The sequence below is a fragment of the Arthrobacter sp. AG1021 genome (genome assembly GCF_003633665.1).
GTDB classification, from domain to species: Bacteria; Actinomycetota; Actinomycetes; order Actinomycetales; family Micrococcaceae; genus Glutamicibacter; species Glutamicibacter soli.
In genome coordinates this window covers 153,752-170,441 of sequence record NZ_RBLB01000008.1, presented here as the reverse complement: position 1 = coordinate 170,441, position 16,690 = coordinate 153,752, and the positions used below count along the sequence as shown (strand labels likewise).

Genomic DNA, 16,690 nt, shown 5'->3' with positions numbered 1-16,690 from the left:
CGCGCTATTTTCCCGCGCCGGCGGTCAAACCGCCCACGATGTACTTCTGCAGGAAGAGGAAGAGCACCATGACCGGCAGCGCCGCCAGTACCGCCCCGGCGGCGAACACCGACCAGTTGGAAGTGAACTCCTCGGACACGTAGGAGTACAGCCCCACCGCAAGTGTCTGGTTTTCCGGCGAGACGAGCACAACCGAGGCGATGACGAAGTCCGACGTGCTGGAAATGAATGACAGCAGCCCCACCACGGCCAGGATCGGTGCGACCAGGCGCAGGATCATGGTGAAGAAGATCCTGGCGTGGCCGGCGCCGTCGATCTTGGCGGCTTCGTCGATCTCCACCGGGATGGTGTTGAAGAATCCGTACATCAGGTAGGTGTTCACGCCGAGCGCTCCGCCCAGGTACACCATGATTAGTGCAATCTTGTTGTCGATCCCCAGGGCCGGGTACACATCGCCCAGCGAGGTCAGCAGGATGAAGATGGCCACGACTGCCAGCAGCTGCGGGAAGATCTGGACGACCAGCAGGCTGACCAATCCGAAACGGCGCCCGGTGAAACGCATGCGCGAGAAGCTGTAGGCCGCCAGTGCGCCGAGGAATACCGAAGCGGCGGCGGTGGTCAACCCGATGAGCAGGGTGTTTCCGAACCAGGCGGCGAAGGGCCGCTGCTCGTTGCGGAACAGGTCGACATAGCTTTGCAGGCCGAGCTGGGTGAACAACCCGTTGGATGAGAGCAGCGTTCCGTTGGGGTTCAGCGACGCCGAGAGCACGTAGAGCAGCGGGAACGCCGCGTAGATGCACAGCGCCACGCCGATCAGGTGGCGCCAACCGGTAGTAGCGAACCATTTTCCGAAGCTGCGGCGTGCTGCGGGCTGCTGGACGGGAGTTTGCGTCGACATTAGTTCAGCTCCTCCAGAGCCTTGGTCTGCTTGAAGCTGATGACCGCGATGACGGAGACCAGCACGAAGATGATGATGGAGAATGCACTGGCCAGGCCGTAGTCGCGCTGGGAGCCGACGAAGGCGACCTTGTAGACCATGGAGATCAGGATGTCGGTGGAGCCCACGTTGAGCCCTGCCCCTTCGAGCCGCGGTCCTCCCTCGGTGAGCATGTAGATCACGTTGAAGTTGTTGAAGTTGAACGCGAACGAGCTGATCAGCAGCGGGGCCACAGAGACCAGCAGCAGCGGGAGCTTGATCAGGCGGAAGACCTGGAACGGCTTGGCACCGTCGATCTTGGCCGCCTCGGCCAGTTCATCCGGGATCGACTGCAGCGCCCCGGTGCAGACCAGGAACATGTAGGGGAAGCCGAGCCAGAGGTTGACCCAGAGCACGGAGAACTTCGCCAGCCACGGATCGGTCAGCCATGGGATCGGCGCACCGCCGAAGAGCACCTGGTTCACGAAGCCGAAATCCTTGTTGAGCATGCCTGCCCAGACCAGGCCGCCCAGGAACGCCGGGAAGGCATAGGGCAGGATCGAGATGACTCGGTAGATCTTGCGGCCCTTCATACGCAGGTCGTTGAAAACCAGCGCCAGGAACAGGCCCAGGAAGAAGGTGGTGGCCACCGACAGCAGGGCGAAGGCGAAGGTCCATGCGGTCACCGATCCCAAGGCGGTGCGAATGGAGGAGTCGGTGAAGGCCTTGGCGAAGTTGTCGAAGCCCACGTTGATCGACCAGCCGGGCATCAGCTGGGTGCCGTCCGGGGCGGTGAAGGCGCCGACGCCGGTGTCGCTGTAGACCACCGAGGTGGTGGAGTCCGTCATGGTTCCGGCGGCCTCGTCGTAGACCAGGTTCGACGTGTACTGGTAGGCGGTGCGCCCGTCGGAGGTGCGCAGCGACCCCTGGGCCGGGTCATCGCTCATCGGCACCGCCAGGGAGGTGACTTCCTGCTGGCGGCCGAGCAGGTCGGCGAAGCTGAGCTGCGTGTATCCGGCAAGCTCATCCGCGGTGATCGGCTCCAGCGGCTGCTCCGTGGTGCCTGCCATCTGCACCCCGTCGCGCTCGACCAGCAGCGACAATTCACCGCCGTCATCCAGCACCGTCACGGGCAGCCCCGGGGAGTCCGTGACGCGGCTCTGGTTGGACTGGAGCAGCGCCATGACTGCGTCGTCCTTGTCCGAGTTGTGGCCCGAACCGTAGTTGGTGAAGGCGATATAGCCGGTGTAGCCGATCACGAACACCTGGAAAATCAGCAGGAAGATGGTGCCCGGCAGCAGGTACTTGGCCGGCAGCCAGCCCCGCTTGAAATACACGACGTTGATGGCCGCGGTGATCACGGCGACCACCGCGGCGATCGCCCAGGCTTCGCGGCCGATCGCGGTGAACAGCGCGAATATGGCGGTGGCGTCCACGATGCCGATCATCGCGATCTTGGCCAGGATCAAGCCGGTGGAGGTTGATGCTGCGGTGGACAGCCGCTTGGCGGCCGGGGACAGCGCGTCGGCCTGCTCAGGCTCGCTGCTGTGCGGCGGCTTCTGGTGGGTCAGTGACATCTGTGGCTTGTTCCTGGGTCGGAGGTCGGCGAACTTGCGGTACGGCGTAGGCCGTGCCGAGGATGTGGTCGCGTGTCGGGACGGCAAATTGCCGCCCCGACACGTCCGGCACGCGCACGTGCGGCGGTGTTACTTTGAGATGGACTTTTCGATATCGGCGGTCATCTGCTTCCAGCGCTTGGCCGGTTCGGCCTTGCCGGAAATGATCTCTGCTTCGGCGACGCCCCAGAATTCCCACACGGCTGCCATTTCAGGGATGTTCGGCATCGGAACGCCGTCTTCGCCGACCGCGCCGAAGGCCGCGATGGTCTCATCGGACTTGGCCGCCTCGAAGGCTTCCTTGTTGGCCGGCGGACGGTTGCCCACTTCGTAGAGCTTGGTCTGGACCTCGGCGGTGCCGATGTAATTGGTCAGGAACTCCGTTGCTGCCAGCAGGTTCTCGGTCTTGGAGGAGACGAAGAAGCCCTGGACTGCCACGAATGGCTGTGCTTCGTCGCCGCCGGCGCTTGGGATCGGGTCGATGGCCAGGTCGATCTTGGCGTCTTCGGCCGCTTCCACGTTCCACGGGCCGGTCAGCAGGAAGGGCGAATCGCCGGAAATGAACTTCTCCTTGGCGATGTCAGCGTCCACGGAGGTCTTCAAGGTTCCCGCTTCGCCCTGGTCGGCGAGCCACTGGGCGAACTCCAGGCCGCCCTCGTTGCCGATCTGCAGGTCGCTGGCGTCGTAGGCGCCGTTTTCATCGGTTCCGAACACCGGAGCGTCAAAGGAGGTCTGGAATGGGCAGGCGTGGAACGGGTCGCCCAGCTCCGATACCTGTACCAGGAACGGGAATTCGGTGCCCGCCTTCTCTCCCTCGGCGATCATCTCGTCGAAGGTTGCCGGGGCCTTGTCGGCGAGATCCTTGTTGCGCAGCAGTGCGAGGTTCTCCGTTGCGTACGGGACGCCATAGGTGTTGCCCTCATAGCTCATCGCGTCCATGGCGACATCCTGGAAGTCCGCGCTCTTGTCGCCAAGCTCGACCGGCTGGACTACGCCGTTGTTGACGAGGTTGCCCAGCCAGTCGTGGGCACCGATGGTGATGTCCGGGCCCTTGCCGGTTGGTACCTGCTTGAGGAAGTCTTCCTGGATCTTGGAGAAGTCCTTGATCACCAGATCGACCTTGACGCCCGATTTGGCCTGGAAATCCGCTGCGGCATCCTTCAGGACCGGCTCGCGGTTGGCATCGACCCACACGGTCAGCGATCCTGCTTCGGCGGCGGCCGGCGAGGACTGCGCAGCCGTTTCCGAAGGCTGCGGGGTTGAACTGTTCGAACCACCGCAGGCGGTCAGGGATAGCGCCGCAATTGCGGTCACCGCCCCACCCAGAAGAAGGGAGCGCTTGTTCACCATCATGGGGGTGTCCTTTCGTGACAACTTTGTCCAGAGGACCGGATCGACTGCGAGTCACCGCGGTATGGGCCGGTCGGTTCTTTCGAGTGCGAGTGACAACTCGAATGTAAGCGTTTCCAGAGTGGCATAGATCATGCTTTTTGACAAGAAATTCATGTAAATCAGTCATTTTCGCGCCAGATTCCCCAAAACAGGCAACACCTAGCGGCGTCTACTAGGCCGATAATGTAAGCGTTTACATATGCCGAAAATTCGTTTATGGTTACCGTCATGACTGAAATCCGCTCCCTCGCAGAGACCCGAGAGCCCGAGGCGGCTACCGATTGGTGGCGCTCTTCGGTGATCTACCAGATCTATCCGCGCTCCTTCGCTGATGCGAACGGCGACGGCATGGGTGATCTACCAGGAATCACTGCACGGCTGCAATCCTTGGCAGACCTCGGGGTCGATGCCATTTGGCTGTCCCCCTTCTTCAAATCCCCCCAGAAAGACGCCGGCTACGATGTCTCCGACTACTGCGATGTGGATCCCCTGTTCGGGACGCTGGAAGACTTCGATGCCATGATTGCCCACGCCCACGAGCTGGGGCTGCGCGTCATCGTGGATCTGGTGCCGAATCACTGTTCGGATCAGCATCCGTGGTTCCAGAAAGCGTTAGCCTCCGCACCGGGGTCCCCGGAGCGTGAACGTTTCATTTTCCACGATGCGCCGGATGCGGGGCTTCCGAACAACTGGGAATCGGTATTTGGCGGTCCCATGTGGACGCAGACAGTCAACCCAGATGGCACCCCGGGGCAATATTATCTGCACATCTTTGATTCTTCGCAGCCGGACTTCAACTGGCACAACGATGAGGTCCGGGAGATGTTCCGCGACGTGCTGCGGTTCTGGCTGGACCGCGGAACGGACGGCTTCCGGGTGGATGTAGCCCATGGACTGATCAAATCCGATGGGCTGCCGGATTACGTGGTAGACCCGGCCGCTGCGTCGATGGGCGGCACCGAGGAGCTGGCCCCGTGGTGGGGCCAAGATGGCGTGCATGAAATCTACCGCGACTGGCGCAAGGTGCTGGATGAATACGAAGGTGATCGCGTGCTCTGCGCGGAAGCCTGGGTCAGCCCGTTATCCCTGATGGCCAAATGGGTTCGTTCCGACGAAATGCACCAGGCCTTCAATTTCCCGTACTTGTCCTGTAGCTTCAACGCCGCTCAAATCCGCGCGACGATCGACGAATCGCTGCAGGAGTTCGCAGCAGTCGGCGCACCGAGCACCTGGGTGCTCTCGAACCACGACGTGGTCCGCCATGCAACTAGGCTCGCGCTAACTGAGGACAATCCCCAAGGCGAGGGCATAGGCCCACTGACACCGAACCTCCCGGATCCCGCCATCGGCCTGCGCCGCGCCCGTTCCGCCAGCACGCTGATGCTCGCGTTGCCCGGCGGAGCCTACTTGTACCAGGGCGAGGAACTCGGGCTCCCGGAAGTCGTCGAGCTGCCCGACGAGGCGCGCCAGGACCCCACGTGGTTCCGCACCAACGGCAAACGCTACGGCAGGGACGGGTGCAGGGTGCCGATTCCGTGGGAAACAGGAGCACCCGCTGCGGGCTTCTCCCCTACTGGAAACAGCTGGCTGCCGCAGCCCGCGGGGTGGGAAGACTACGCCCGGGACTTTCAAAGCGCGACCCCCGACTCCACCCTGAACCTCTACATATCTCTGCTCCGACTGCGCCGCAATCACGATCTGGGGCTGGGGACACTGGAATGGCTGGACACCGGCGACCCCGACGTTCTGGCCTTCAAGAACAATGACGTGGTGGTGGTCTCCAGCTTCGCAGGCTCCGAGCGCGAGCTGCCTGCCTGCACCATAGACTTGACCGTCATCGCCTCCAGCGCACCTCAGCCGTCGGAACGGCAGATCGCAGCGGAATCCACTGTATGGTTACGCGGCTGATCGCCCCAGCAGGTAGTCTGGTGAACAGGGCGCGACTGGCCTTCCCGGTTCCGTCGCGCCCAGTCAAACCTATATTGTATTTTCATCCACCACTGTGTCGGAAGGAATTTCTTGGCCGGCATCAAGGACGTAGCCCGAGCCGCGGGCGTCTCCGTGGCGACCGTTTCGCGCGCGCTTTCCGGACGCGGCAACGTTTCCCCTAGCGCGCTGGCCGCGGTCCAGCAGGCCGCCCACGATCTGGGGTACGTGGTATCTTCCACCGCCTCGGGGTTGGCCTCCGGGCGCACCCGGAACATCGGCGTGCTGGTACCGGTAATCAACCACTGGTTCTACGCCAGCGTGCTGGAGGGCATCTGCACGGCCCTGATGCGCGAGGGCTACGACACCACGCTCTACCAGCTGACCAAGGATCCCGCACAGCGGCACCAGATCTTCTCCGATTTCCTGCAGCGCCAACGGGTCGACGCAGTTATCGCAGTGAACGTCGAACTCAGCGAGACCGAAGTGGTGGCCCTGCACGCACTGGACAAGCCGCTGGTCGGAGTAGGTGGTCCGCTGCCGGGTGTCCCGACGTTGCAGGTGGACGACGAAGCGGTATCCGCGCTGGGCACTGCGCACCTGCTGTCCCTGGGGCACACCCGGGTGGGCTACATCGGTGGTTCATCGGAAACCGATGTGGATTTCCGTGTCCCTTCCCACCGGCGCATCGGCTACGAACGTGCGCTGGCCGAAGCTGGCATCGACCTCGATGAGGCTCTGTGCGTCGGCGCAGACTTCACGATGGCCCAGGGATACACGGTGGCCAAGCAGCTGCTGGGAAACCCGGATGCCCGTCCCACCGCCATCTTCGCAGCCAGCGACGAAATGGCTATCGGCGCCATCCTAGCTGCCAGGGATCTGGGGATGCAGTTGCCCCGCGAGCTTTCGGTGGTCGGCGTGGACGACCACGAACTGGCCGAGTTCTTCGGACTGACCACCATCCGGCAGCTTCCGCACGAGCAGGGTGAACTCGCCGTTGCGATGCTGCTGCGCGCCATCCGCAAGGAGGAACCAGCACGGGCCCACACGCTGGGCCACGAACTGATCGTACGCAACTCCACCAGCCGGCCGCCGGCCGACCATTAGCCACTCCTGGAAGCAGCCCTATCTGCTCCCAGGTTTACGTCCCGAAAAGGGCCAGGCGGCCCGCGTCGAACGCGGGCCGCCTGGGCCTTGGATAGCTGCGCCGGCATCGGCGGCTGAGACTAGTTCGAGTGGTGCTTGCGCTCGACCTCTGCCTCGTGGGCGGCCGCGGCCGCCAGCTCCTCGTCGATGTCCTCCACGTGCAGGTTGCGCCCGCGGGTCTCGCCGACCCACAGCACAGCCGCCACCGAGATGATGGTCAGCACCATGATGTAGATGGCGATGGAGATCGAGTTGCCGGTGGCTTCGAGCAGGATCTGCGCCACGGTGGCAGCGAACGCGCCGCCGAGGATCGCACCCAGCGCGTAGCCAATGGAGATGCCCGAGTAGCGGATGTGCGCCGGGAACATCTCGGCGTACATGGCCGACTGCGGCCCGTAGGACAGGCCCAGACCGATGGTCAATACGAAGACCGCCACGCCGTAGAGCATGATGTTGCCGGTATTCACGAGCAGGAACATCGGGATCATCCAGACGAACACCAGCGCGTAGCCGATCACAAATGTCGCGCGGCGGCCGATGACGTCGGACAGCCAACCGCCAACCAAGGTGAAGATCAGCCAGCCGAACGAGCCGATGGTGGTCGCAAGCAGGACCGGCGCGACCGGCATCTTCAGCACGGACGTGGTGTAGGAGATGAAGAACGCGATCACCAGGTAGCCGGCGGCGTTGTTCGAGATGAAGATCAGTGCGGCCTGGATCACCTGCTTGAAGTTGCTCCGCATGAGCTCCTTCAGCGGGGTGTGCTCCGAAGCCTTGCGCAGTGCCATCTGCTTGAAGATCGGGGATTCCTCCACCGCGCGGCGGATCATGTAGCCGACGATGATCAGCACGACGGACATCAGGAACGGGATGCGCCAGCCCCATGCCTGGAACTGCTCGGGAGTCATCGAAATGCGCAGGACGTACAGCAGACCGGTCGCCAGGATCATGCCCAGGGGCACACCGATCTGCGGGAAGGCACCGAAGTAGCCACGACGGTTATTCGGGGCGTGCTCAACGGCCATCAGGGCCGCGCCGCCCCACTCGCCGCCGGCCGAGAAGCCCTGGATGATGCGCAGCGCCACGAGCATGATCGGTGCCGCGATGCCCACGGCAGCGTAGGTCGGCAGCACACCGATCAACGCGGTGGCTACACCCATCAGGATCAGTGTCAGGACCAGAATGCGCTTGCGTCCGTAGCGGTCACCGAGGTGTCCGGCGACGATGGCGCCCAGCGGGCGGAAGAAGAAGGAAATGCCGATCATGGCGAAGGAGAGAATCTGTGCCAGACCCGGGTTCGATTCGCCCAGCGGGGCGAGGAACAGCGGAGTCAGCAGCGTTGCCGTCAGCTGGGCGAAGATGAAGAAGTCGTACCACTCGATCGTGGTGCCCACCAGGGTGCCGGCAAGGACCCGGCGCTCCTCCTGAGTGCGCGAAACGTTCTGAGACATAGTGAATGATCCCTTGATGCGAATTAAGTTACCGACCGTTCGGACAGTTACGTAGACAACACTATAAACGACAAGTGAATCACCTCACAACATGGAGTGATGCATATTTCATGGCAGCGAGGTCCGGGTCACGATAAATCCCCGGGTTACCCGCGAAATTACCGCACCGTCCGGACAATCTGTTCTAATAGAGAACACGAGGACCAGAATCCCCATTCGCTCGAACCAACGGTGCCCGGCCCTGTCCCTGGTCCGCCCCGCGCCAGAATGACTATCGACATGCCAACTTCACAGACACTTTCCCGAGGCATTCGCGTGCTGGAAATCGTCGCCGCCTCATCGACCTACCTGTCCATCGCCGAGGTCGCCGCCGAGCTCGAAGTGCACCGCTCGATCGCCTACCGCATTATCCGGACGCTGGAAAACCACCGGTTGCTGAGCCGGGACGAGGCCGGGCTTATCCGACCCGCCTCCGGACTTGCCGTGCTGGCTCGTTCGGTGCAGCGCGATCTGCAGGCCGCGGCGACGCCCGAACTGACCACGCTGGCCAACAAGCTCTCCATGACCGCGTTCCTCGCGGTGTGGGAACACGATTTGTGCACCACGCTGCAATCCGTGGAACCGCTGCATTCGCACAGCGCCATCGTGCACCGGCCCGGATCCGTGCACGGCATGGACGTCGGCGCCGCAGGCATCGCCATCCAGTCTATGTACACCAAGGAACAGTGGCAGGCGCTGGATACAGAGATCGAATACCGGGAGCAGGCGCGCGAAGCCCGGATCGACGGATACGCCACGAGCGAGAACGAGGTCATCCAAGGCGTTGCGTCCATCGCCGTGCCGATCCCCAGCCCGCTCACCACCCCGGCGTCGCTCGCAGTGGTATTCGCGGCCAGCACCGTCACCGACCGGAACAGCGTGATCCGCGCACTGAAGGAAGCAGCGCTGAACATCGCCGAGGAGCTGGGCAGCTAAGCGCCAGCCGGCTGGACACGCTGGCTGAAATACGAGCGCGAAAAACAAACCCGCCGATGGAATCCGGAAATTCCATCGGCGGGTTCGTGCGTGAAGCTGCAGGTCCTAGCGGACGCGCTTCAGGGAGGCGGCCCGGGAGGCGAGGACCTTCATGATCACGCCGGCCAGCAGGATCACGAAGGCTCCCCCGGTGGCGACCCAGAATGCTCCGAGGTAGCCTAGCGAGTCGGCCAGCAGGCCTGCCAGTCCGTTGCCGATGGCGGTGCCCACGACGATGCCCGCCGAGAGCATGGTCATCACGGTGGACAGGCGCTGCGGCGGCGCGACCTCGCCGCCGAGGGTCATCACGGTCACGATCACCGGGCCCACCGCGAAACCTGCCACGAACAACGCGGCCAGCATCCAGGGGGTCGAATCGGCCGCGTGCAGCCCGAAGCTGAGCACGCTCAGCGCGGCGCCGCAGGCGATCCAACGGCTGATCTGGCTGAAGCCCTGCGGCCAGGCGGCGACGGAAATCGCGGCGATGGCGCTGGAGACGCCCATGGCGCCGTAGAGCAGGCCGCCCTGGTTCGAGTCGCCCTGCGCCCCGGCGAAGGCCAGGGTGCCGGCGGCGGTTGAACCGAAGACGGTGCCCAGCGCGATCATGCTCAGCACCAGCGAACCGATCGCGGCCACCTGTCCCGCGGTGATCTTCACCTTGGCGGCGGAATGGGCGGCGGCTCCCGGCTGCAGACCCCCGGCGGTGCGGTGCATGGCGAACAGCGGCACGAGCACGATGGTCAGCGCGGCGGCCAGATACAGCGGAAGCACCGGGGAGACCAGCGAGGCCAGCAGGCCGACCGCCACCGGTCCGAACACGAAGCCGAGCTCGTCGAGCATGGATTCCAGGCTCAAGGCGGCGGTCAGCGTCTTGGGTTTCTGGTTCTGCCTGCGGGACATGGCGATCCAGCGGACCCTGGACATCGGGCCGACCTGCGGACCGGTGGCGCCGGCCAGCAGGCTCAGGGCGACCAGTGTTCCGACGGCGAGCTCGGAGCCGGAATTGGCGAACAGCGTGAAGGTGACCAGCAAGATGGTGTGCAGCACCGCGGCGGCCAGCAGCACCGGACGCTGTCCGCGCCGGTCGGCCAGGTAGCCGATGCTCGGCCCGCCCACGGCCGAGCCGAGCCCGACCATCGCAGCGGCCAGGCCGCCGAGGCCGTAGGAACCGGTGTTGGCGGTGACCAAGGTCATCGAACCGATGGTGAGCATGGCCAGCGGAAGGCGGGCCAGGAAGGTCAGCGGAATGTATGGCAGTCCCACCATGGGGACCAGCGCCGAATATCCGGATTTCATCGCGGATTCCTCAGCATTTTCGCGCGACAAGATATGTTGAGACAACACAACTCCATGACGAAGCGTGCGTCGTCCCACACCCCCCGACGCACAATCTGCCCAAATATGCCGATTGGCACTATCCTCAACATAGCCAGCCCCACCGGACATGTCCAGTTCTAGATGGACACCAGCGGCTGCACCTCGCGTTCGATGCGCGAACCATGCTGGGTCTTCACCACCGTCACCCGGTTGGTGATCCGCTGCTTCATCTCCGCCACGTGCGAGACCAGGCCGATGGTCCGCCCGCCGGCGCGCAGGTTCTCCAGCGCGCTCATGACCTGCTCCAGGGTCTCGGCGTCCAGCGAACCGAAGCCCTCGTCCACGAACAAGGTCTGCATGTCCACCGCGCCGGAGTGGTGCGAGATGACGTCGGCCAGCCCCAGCGCGAGGGCCAGCGAGGCCATGAAGGTCTCGCCGCCCGAGAGCGTCTGGGTTTCACGGTGCTTGCCGGTCCAGGCATCCAGCACGCGCAGGCCGAGCCCCGACTTGTTGTTGCCCTGCTTGGAGTCGTCGTGGTGCAGCGAGTAGCGCCCGCCGGACATGACATCCAGGCGCTGGGAGGCGGCCACTGCTACCTCCTCCAGGCGCGCGGCGAGCACGTAGGTGCTCAGCGTCATCTTGTAGAGGTTCTCTCCCCCGCCGCGGATGACGTCGGCCAGCCCGCGAAGCCGCCGGTAGGCCTCGATCACCGGCCCTGAATCCGCGCGCAGCGCCTCCAACGCCGCCACCGACTGCTCGTGCCGGGTGGCGGTGGTCTGCGCCAGCACTTCGCGCTCGCGGGCCTGCTCGAAATCGGCATCCGCCTGGGCCACCGACTCGGCGGCCAGTTCGAGATCCAGTTCGGTGGGAGGCTCGATGCCCTCGGCGGCCAGCTTCGCGGCGCGACGGCAGTCCTCCGAGGCTTCCAGGGTGGTGATGGAGCTGGCCCGGTCGGCATCCGCTGCGGCCAGCGCGCGCAGCTGTGCGCGCTCGGCCTGAGGAAGCAGCGCGGCCTCGTGGGCGGCCGGATCCGGGAAGCCTGCGGCCTTGCGCTCGGTGTGCCAGGTGTTCTCCGCCTTCAGCGCCGCCGCATCGGCCTCGCGATAGTGGTAGACGGCGTTGTGCCCCCGGGTGTAGTCGGCCACGGCCCGCTGCAGCTTGTCGACCAGCTGCTCCAGGCTGCCTTGGCCCTGGCGGACCTTCTCCAGCTTGGCATCCAGGTCCGCAAGCTTCTCGGCCAGCGCCTCGGCGGCCTTCACCGCGGCTGCATGCTCCACCGCTGCCTGCGTGGCGCGCTCCGCTTCCGATTCGATCCGGGTGCGCAGCAGATCGATTTTTTTGATCACCGCGGCGATCCGGGCCTGTTCCTGCTCGGCGGTCTCCAGCTGCTTGGCGCCGGCGGCCAGCTGCTCGCCGAGCACGTCGACGGGCTGCCCGGCGGCCGCTTCGCTGGCGGCCTCGAACTTGGTGACGGCGATGTCTCGTTTGCTGGTGGCCGCATCCAGCGTGGCGCGTTCGGCGCGGACTGCGTCGTCCAGCCGCTGGATCTGCTCGTCATCGACCAGCTCCGCTCCGGCATCGGCCTGGGCGGGGTTCGGATGCTCGGTGGCGCCGCAGACCAGGCAGGCCTGGCCGTCTTCCAAAGCCGCGGCCAAGCGCAGGGCACTCTGTTCCAGCTGCTGGCGCTGCAGCGCAACCAGCGACTTTTCAGCATCGACAACTTTCAGGCTTTGTGCGGCGAAGTCCGATTCGGCCGTTGCCACGGTCTTTTCCAGCTTGTCGCGGGTCTTCGCATGCTCCAGACGGCTGGCCAGCAGCTGCGTGGATTCGCGCAGCTGCTGCACCAGCGCGGCCGCGGATTCCTGGTCCAAATCCTGTTCTTCCAGAGCTGCGCGTTCGGCGCGCAAGACGGCAAGCTGCTGGTCTGCTGCGGTTTTGGCGCTCTGCTGGGCGGCGACCTGGGCGGTGAGCGCGTCGAGCTTGGACACGAGCCCGGCACGGCCGGCCTCCTCAGCGGCCGCGTCCTTAGCCCGGGTCAGCTCCGCTTCGTTGTCCTTGAGCAGCTTGGCCAGCCGCTGCTGGGTGTCGGCGTCGGCCTGGCCGGTGACATCCCATTCCTTGGCAAGCTTGGCCTGGATCTCGCGCCAGGCGGCGGCCGTGGCCCGGTGCTTCTGCGCGGCCTGGTCGGCCTGCTCCTTGTAGGCCTTGACGGCAACGGCCCGGGCATCGCGGTCGAGTTTCTCCCCGGCGGCTTCCGCGGCCGGATGCCGTTCGGCGTAGGCCGCCTTCAGCTGCGCCAGCTCCTGCCGGCGGGCGAACACCCGGACCTGCTCGGCCAGGTTGGCCGAACGCTCCCGCGCGGCGGACAGCTTGGTGCGCAGCTGGCCTGCGGCGTCGGCGAGCCGGTGGTGGGTGCGCACGATCCGCTGCTGGTAGGCCTCGAATTCCTGCTCCACGCCGATTGCCTCGGCGGCCGGGTCGTCCCCGATTTCCTCCGCGATGTCCACGGCGGGCTCGGCGCCGCCACCCGTTTGTGCAACCGGTTCGAGAACCTCATGGACGGCCAGGAAGCCAGTGGCGTCGGCGCGGATCGCATTCTCACTGGCGGCCAGCGTCGATTCCAGCGCCTCGGTCTTCTGGCGCTCGGCGGCCAGGCGTGCGGCGAATTCGACCTCGATGGCGGCATAGTCGCTGGTGTCGAAGAGGTTGGCCAGCAGGTCCTCGCGGTCCTTTGCCTTCGCGCGCAGGAAATCTGCGAAGCCGCCCTGCGGCAGCATCACGACCTTGGTGAACTGGTCGCGGTCAAGCCCCAGCAGCCCGCCGAGCACCTGCCCGACCTCGTCGTTGCGGGTGGAGAGCTGTTCCCAGGCGCCGCCGGTGAATTCGCGCAGCAGGCTCACTGCCTTCTGCTCGGTGACCTTGTTCTTGCCGCGCTTGGCCGGGCGCATCCACGCCGGGGAGCGGGTCACCTCGAAGCGGCGGTTGCCAATGGTCAGTTCGCAGACCACCCGCGGTTCAAGCCCGGCGGCGGCGTGGTCCGAGCGGATCTGGCGGCTGCCGGTGCGGTTGCCGGGCAGCGAGCCGTAGAGCGCATAGCAGATGGCATCCAGGATGCTGGACTTGCCGGCGCCGGTGGGTCCGTCGAGCAGGAACAGCCCGCCCTCGGCGAGCTCGTCGAAGTCGACCACCTCGGTTTCGGCGAACGGGCCGAACGCCTGGATCTGCAGCTTGTGGATTCTCATCGGCTGACCTGTGCCTCTCGGGTGCGCTGGATGACTGACTGGAGGATGTCGCGTTCGGCTTCATCGGCGGCGCGTTCGCGTACGTGCTCGATGAAGTCCTGAACAACCTCCTCGGTGCTGGCTGCCTTGGCCAGCCGTTCGGCGTAGCTGGTCGGCTTGTCCTTGTCCTCGATTCCCTGCGGGTCGAAGTTCAGCACCACGGTGTCCGGGAAGCGGCCGCGGACCGCCTGCATGGCGTCGGCAGGGCGTTCCGGGTCGGTGAGCGTGACCTGGCACCAGGCGTCCACCGCGTATTCCAGCTCGGGGTCCGCCAGCAGCTGCTGCAGCTCGCCGCGCAGGATCACCAGCTGCTTCGGGACACCCAGCAGCACCTCCTCGATGCCGGCAATCCCCTGCGGGCCGGTTTCGATAATCCACACGCCCTTCTTGTGGTTCGCCTCGGAAAAGGAATAGGCCAGCGGCGAGCCCGAGTAGCGCACATGCTCGCGCACCTGCTGGCGGCCGTGCAGGTGGCCCAGGGCCGAATAGTCGAAGTGCTCGAACAGCTCCACCTGGACCACGTCCAGGTTGCCGGTGCTCAGTTCGCGTTCCGAATCGCTGCCGACTCCCCCGGCGGCGAACAGGTGGGCCAGCGACACGCAGACCACCGCGGTGCCCTCGGCGCGCAGCTGTTCGAGGTGCTCGTCGATGCGGGTGATGGCAGCGGCCACCACCGCCTGGTGGGTGGCCTTCTGCACGCCCAGCTGGTCCATGACCATCCGCGGCTCCAGGTACGGAATGCCGTAGATCGCCACCCGGTGGTCCGGCGCGTCGAGCACCGCCGGCTGCAGCATGCGCTCGAGATCCGCGATGATGTGCACCCCGGCGGCGTCCAGCAGGTCCGCGCCGAAGTTCAGCCGCGAGGCGGAGTCGTGGTTGCCGCTGGTCATGATGATCCGCGCCCCGGTGCCGGCCAGCTCGCGCAGCGCCCAGTTGCACAGCTTCACCGCATCCACGTGGGGCAGCGCCCGGTCGTAGATGTCCCCGGCAATCAGCACCGCGTCGATGTTCCGCTCGCGGGTGATGTCGATGATCTCCTGGAGGACCGCCCGTTGGGATTCAAGCAGCGAAGCGCCGTGGAAGGTGCGGCCCAAATGCCAGTCTGAGGTGTGAAGCAAGCGCATAAAACCCACCTTATGCAAAACCACCGACACAAAGGACATTAGACTGGGAGATGTGAATGAAACCGGTGAAATTGCACTCCTGCCAGAGAACTACTCAGACAAGGTGTTCGCCATCCTGCTCGGCTTGGCCGACGGCGCAACCCACGCCCGCGACGACATCGATCCCGGTGCCACCGAAATCCTCCCGCTCTACCTGGCCGACGGCCTGCTCGAAGCCCTCGAATGGGCCAACGACGGGGTGGCCAGCGACGAAGCCGCCTGCATGTGGCTCGCCGCGCTGCGCGGCTACAACAAGCTGGCCGGGTCCTTCCCGGACAACGCCCCGCAGCCGCTGAACCGCTGGATCGACGAGGAATTCTCCCGCGTGGAGATCTTCGAGACGATCCACCCCGGCGACCCGCTGAACCTTGCCGGCCTGGACTCCAAGGACATGGGCCAGCCCGGGCGCCCGACAGGTCCCGGCGCCGACTCCACCGGCGTGCTGCCGCGCGCCGCGATCGCCGCGCTGCTCGGGCGCGTGCCGGTGAGCACCACCGCGACCCTGGCCCGCGCTGCCGCGTACCTCACCCACGACGCCCAGGCCGCCGAGACCTGCATCGCCGCCGCGAAGATCATCCGCTCCGCCATGGAACGCGGCGAGGACGCCGCCGCCGAGTGGCAGCAGCTGCTGGAGCCGCTTCAAGGCACCGCCGCGCAGGCGCTGCGCGAGATCGTGTCCCGCGTCGGCGAGGGGCTCGGCCAGTCGCCGGTCGACGCCTACAACGCCTACTTCGCCGAGGACGAGCAGGAGCAGGCCGAGGAGGACTCGGACATCGCCGCCATGCCGGCAGCTTCCTCCCAGGCCGAGGTGGTCCGCGATCCGGAGGTCGACGCCTACGCGGTGGCCCTGCTGTCGGCCATCCACGGCTCGGATGCGGTGGGCGAACGCCCAGCCAGCGCGCTGGATGACATCATCTCCGAGCTGCACGACCGCTGGATGGCGCTGCTCGTCTAGCCCGCACCAAGCCCGGATAAAAAACGCCGCGCACCCTTCGGGGTGTGCGGCGTTCTGTTTTAGGTGGCCTGCTATGCGTGCGTGCCGTGCGGGTCGGCGCTTCCCGGCTGCGTGGTGCGCAGTCCCGGGGCGAAGCTGAGGAACGCTGCGGCGGCTCCGGCCAGGCCCAGCCACAGCGCGGTGTCGAACACGGTTTTGGCGACGATCCCGCATTCGCCGGCCGCGGCGCCCAGATCCAGTGCCCCGGCGGGCATGCCGCAGGCGGCCCCCTGGAAGGAGAGCGGACACAGCATGGCCAGCGCTGCAGCGCCGGTCAGCAGGACCGCGGCCCCGGCGATGCAGGCGCCGCAACGGGCCATGCGGGTGCGCCGGGCCAGGAAGATGGCCAGGCAGGCGGCGAAAAGCAGTCCCGCCAGCGACAGGACAAAACCTGCAGGCGGTTCGGAAAGAAAATCGATCATGCACAGTGCTTCGTTCGGCGGCTAGTTCAGTGCAAACCTATCAGCTGCGCGG

Annotated in this window: 12 protein-coding genes; 4 read left to right on the top strand and 8 right to left on the bottom strand. The window is 65.5% G+C overall.

Features of this window, described 5'->3' with window-relative positions; translation table 11 throughout:
* Positions 1-4 precede the first annotated feature (4 nt).
* From DFO58_RS09295 to DFO58_RS09285, 3 genes are all read right to left on the bottom strand, one after another.
* The gene (locus DFO58_RS09295; RefSeq protein WP_053797814.1) at positions 5-898 is read right to left on the bottom strand and encodes a sugar ABC transporter permease; all 894 of its coding nucleotides are present in this window, start codon (positions 896-898) and stop codon (positions 5-7) included.
* Positions 898-2,493 carry an ABC transporter permease subunit gene (locus tag DFO58_RS09290; RefSeq protein WP_120990326.1) on the bottom strand — a complete coding sequence of 532 codons (1,596 nt, stop codon included), beginning with the start codon at positions 2,491-2,493 and terminating at the stop codon, positions 898-900. The genes DFO58_RS09295 and DFO58_RS09290 overlap by 1 nt, the downstream gene beginning before the upstream one ends.
* 129 nt (positions 2,494-2,622) lie before the next feature.
* The gene (locus tag DFO58_RS09285) at positions 2,623-3,885 is read right to left on the bottom strand and encodes a maltose ABC transporter substrate-binding protein (RefSeq protein ID WP_120990324.1); all 1,263 of its coding nucleotides are present in this window, start codon (positions 3,883-3,885) and stop codon (positions 2,623-2,625) included.
* A gap of 267 nt (positions 3,886-4,152) precedes the next feature.
* Here DFO58_RS09285 and DFO58_RS09280 point away from each other — a divergent pair, with 267 nt between their 5' ends.
* Together DFO58_RS09280 and DFO58_RS09275 are read left to right on the top strand one after the other, a co-directional pair.
* Entirely contained in the window at positions 4,153-5,832 is a 1,680-nt protein-coding gene (locus tag DFO58_RS09280) for a glycoside hydrolase family 13 protein (protein ID WP_120990843.1), read from the top strand.
* 111 nt (positions 5,833-5,943) lie between these two features.
* Complete coding sequence (locus DFO58_RS09275; RefSeq protein ID WP_113608144.1) at positions 5,944-6,957, top strand: LacI family DNA-binding transcriptional regulator; 1,014 nt, start codon at positions 5,944-5,946, stop codon at positions 6,955-6,957.
* 119 nt (positions 6,958-7,076) lie between these two features.
* On the opposite strand, the gene DFO58_RS09270 is transcribed toward DFO58_RS09275, so the two are convergent.
* Entirely contained in the window at positions 7,077-8,447 is a 1,371-nt protein-coding gene (locus DFO58_RS09270; RefSeq protein ID WP_053797810.1) for an MFS transporter, read from the bottom strand.
* A 279-nt stretch (positions 8,448-8,726) separates the two neighbouring features.
* On the opposite strand from DFO58_RS09270, the gene DFO58_RS09265 reads away from it, so the two are divergent.
* Positions 8,727-9,422 carry a helix-turn-helix domain-containing protein gene (locus tag DFO58_RS09265; RefSeq protein ID WP_120990322.1) on the top strand — a complete coding sequence of 232 codons (696 nt, stop codon included), beginning with the start codon at positions 8,727-8,729 and terminating at the stop codon, positions 9,420-9,422.
* A gap of 105 nt (positions 9,423-9,527) precedes the next feature.
* Here the strand turns inward: DFO58_RS09265 and DFO58_RS09260 are convergent, their stop codons facing one another.
* The 3 genes from DFO58_RS09260 to DFO58_RS09250 all read right to left on the bottom strand — a co-directional run bounded on the left by DFO58_RS09260 (position 9,528) and on the right by DFO58_RS09250 (position 15,183).
* On the bottom strand, positions 9,528-10,757 hold the full coding sequence (locus DFO58_RS09260) for an MFS transporter (RefSeq protein ID WP_286163543.1): 1,230 nt from the start codon (positions 10,755-10,757) through the stop codon (positions 9,528-9,530).
* Between the two features lie 158 nt (positions 10,758-10,915).
* Positions 10,916-14,020, bottom strand: coding sequence for an SMC family ATPase (locus DFO58_RS09255; RefSeq protein WP_120990318.1), 3,105 nt, complete (start codon positions 14,018-14,020; stop codon positions 10,916-10,918).
* Positions 14,017-15,183, bottom strand: a complete 1,167-nt coding sequence (locus DFO58_RS09250; RefSeq protein WP_113608141.1) for an exonuclease SbcCD subunit D — start codon at positions 15,181-15,183, stop codon at positions 14,017-14,019. Before DFO58_RS09250 ends, DFO58_RS09255 begins: the two co-directional genes overlap by 4 nt.
* A 52-nt stretch (positions 15,184-15,235) precedes the next feature.
* Between DFO58_RS09250 and DFO58_RS09245 the strand changes: the two genes are divergently transcribed.
* On the top strand, positions 15,236-16,177 hold the full coding sequence (locus DFO58_RS09245) for an ADP-ribosylglycohydrolase family protein (protein WP_052772310.1): 942 nt from the start codon (positions 15,236-15,238) through the stop codon (positions 16,175-16,177).
* 71 nt (positions 16,178-16,248) lie between these two features.
* Here DFO58_RS09245 and DFO58_RS09240 read toward each other — a convergent pair whose 3' ends face one another.
* A complete protein-coding gene (locus tag DFO58_RS09240; RefSeq protein ID WP_053797806.1) occupies positions 16,249-16,638 on the bottom strand; it encodes a hypothetical protein in 390 nt (129 codons plus the stop codon).
* Positions 16,639-16,690: the final 52 nt, after the last annotated feature.